This window comes from Thorsellia anophelis DSM 18579 (genome assembly GCF_900111395.1).
In the GTDB taxonomy this organism is placed as follows: domain Bacteria; phylum Pseudomonadota; class Gammaproteobacteria; order Enterobacterales; family Thorselliaceae; genus Thorsellia; species Thorsellia anophelis.
On sequence record NZ_FOHV01000064.1, the window covers coordinates 1 to 1,547 of the forward strand.

Annotated in this window: 2 protein-coding genes; one reads left to right on the top strand and one right to left on the bottom strand. The window is 33.6% G+C overall.

Translation table 11 applies throughout. The features are described from left to right. Nucleotides 1–540: AbiEi antitoxin N-terminal domain-containing protein (locus BMW37_RS14835; RefSeq protein ID WP_177168711.1), on the bottom strand; the 540-nt coding region annotated here is incomplete at its 3' end. A 598-nt stretch (nucleotides 541–1,138) separates the two neighbouring features. Here BMW37_RS14835 and yefM point away from each other — a divergent pair. Beyond that, nucleotides 1,139–1,393, top strand: a complete 255-nt coding sequence (gene yefM / locus BMW37_RS14840; RefSeq protein ID WP_093322785.1) for a YoeB-YefM toxin-antitoxin system antitoxin YefM — start codon at nucleotides 1,139–1,141, stop codon at nucleotides 1,391–1,393. Nucleotides 1,394–1,547: the final 154 nt, after the last annotated feature.

Sequence of the window (1,547 nt, forward strand, 5' to 3'; positions counted from 1 at the left end):
TTCCAATATGGCTTTTTCAGGGCATGAAATATAAACTGGAGGTAATTGCTCTGTCCATTTATATTGTTTAACAAGTGTTCTATCTTTTGATAAACTATCGGCCCAAAGCTTAGTTGTACTATGCCCTTTGAATTTTACTGGCAATGACAGTCTTTGAAGCCAGGAAGGAAGCTTTCCCTTTGTATATAAATGAATTTGCTGCGTATTTCCTAACGACAAATATTGCGCAAAACCAGATATAGACAGTGCCGACAACCCACCGACCACAACAGGCGGAACTTGTTCTTCTAGATCTTTATTCATCATCTGCTGCATAGAAGCAACTACGCCTTCCCAAGTAATTTCTCGGGAATATTGACTATAAACACCTGTGGCTAGTAACAGTAACGTATCGGTTTTGACAGCATTATCTACCGCATGCGCAGTCAAGCCTTGCTCCACAAGCCATTTCTTTGTAGCTAACATGCCATAAGGCAAAAGAGTTTTAAGTGACTGTTTATAAGAGACTTTCATCGTTCCGTACTTGGGATGACTAACCATTGCTAAACACCAAATCCTTTCTTTAGTTTACTTATACTATTTTTTACGGCGATTACCGCCGTAAAAAGCAACTTTACTAAACTACCATATTAAAGAATTGTTGACTATCATTTTTTCACATCGGATATTACCGTATAAAGATCAGTTTTTAAATACTTTCGATCGCTAATTATAAGCCTTATCAAGTACATAAAGATGTTAGGATGAATAAAAACAGTTTCTTCAATTTTCAGTAATCATTTTAGACCTAAATAAATACTAAATAAACCGATTACCCAAGCAATTACCAAAGTGAGTATAAAGGTGAGTACAATTTAAAATGAGAAATTTAAAGATCTTATAATTCAAATGCTTGAATTTGTAATTGCGCTTTAATGTGCAGTGATTTGTATTGAAAAATTTTATCCTAATATGTGATATTCGCTTTTAGAACACCAAAAACAAATACGCAATTTAAATTACAGCCTCTGCAATTTATCCCCAAAACGGCTATTTTCATTACAATAACAGCTGAATATTCCACAAATTTTTATTATAAAAACTTGTAATAAAACCCAAAACATTGTACAAATGTACAATATCAAAGAGGGGTTTATATATGATTACCATAAGTTATAGCGAAGCAAGACAATATTTATCAGCAACAATGATAAGGGCTGTTGAGGATAAAACACCCATTTTAATTACACGCCAAAGAGGAAGTTCGTGCGTTTTAATGTCATTAGAAGAATACAATGCATTACAAGAAACATCATATTTGATGTCTAACCCTGCAAATGCAAAAAAACTTATGAAATCAATAGAAGAACTAAGAGCTGGCAAAGGAAAAAATAGAGATCTTATAGAAGAATGAATATAACGTTTTCAGATCAAGCTTGGGAAGATTATCTCTATTGACAAAAAATTGATAAAAGGCGAATTCAAGTCATAAGTGCATAGCCCTCGAAAATTTTTTCTCTGGTTATGCCTGTTAGTTCCTCGAATGCTTCATAGGGTGTTCTATAACC

Coding starts and splice junctions, on each gene's coding strand:
- yefM (WP_093322785.1), top strand. CDS start 1,139: ATGATTACCATAAGTTATAGCGAAGCAAGACAATATTTATCAGCAACA.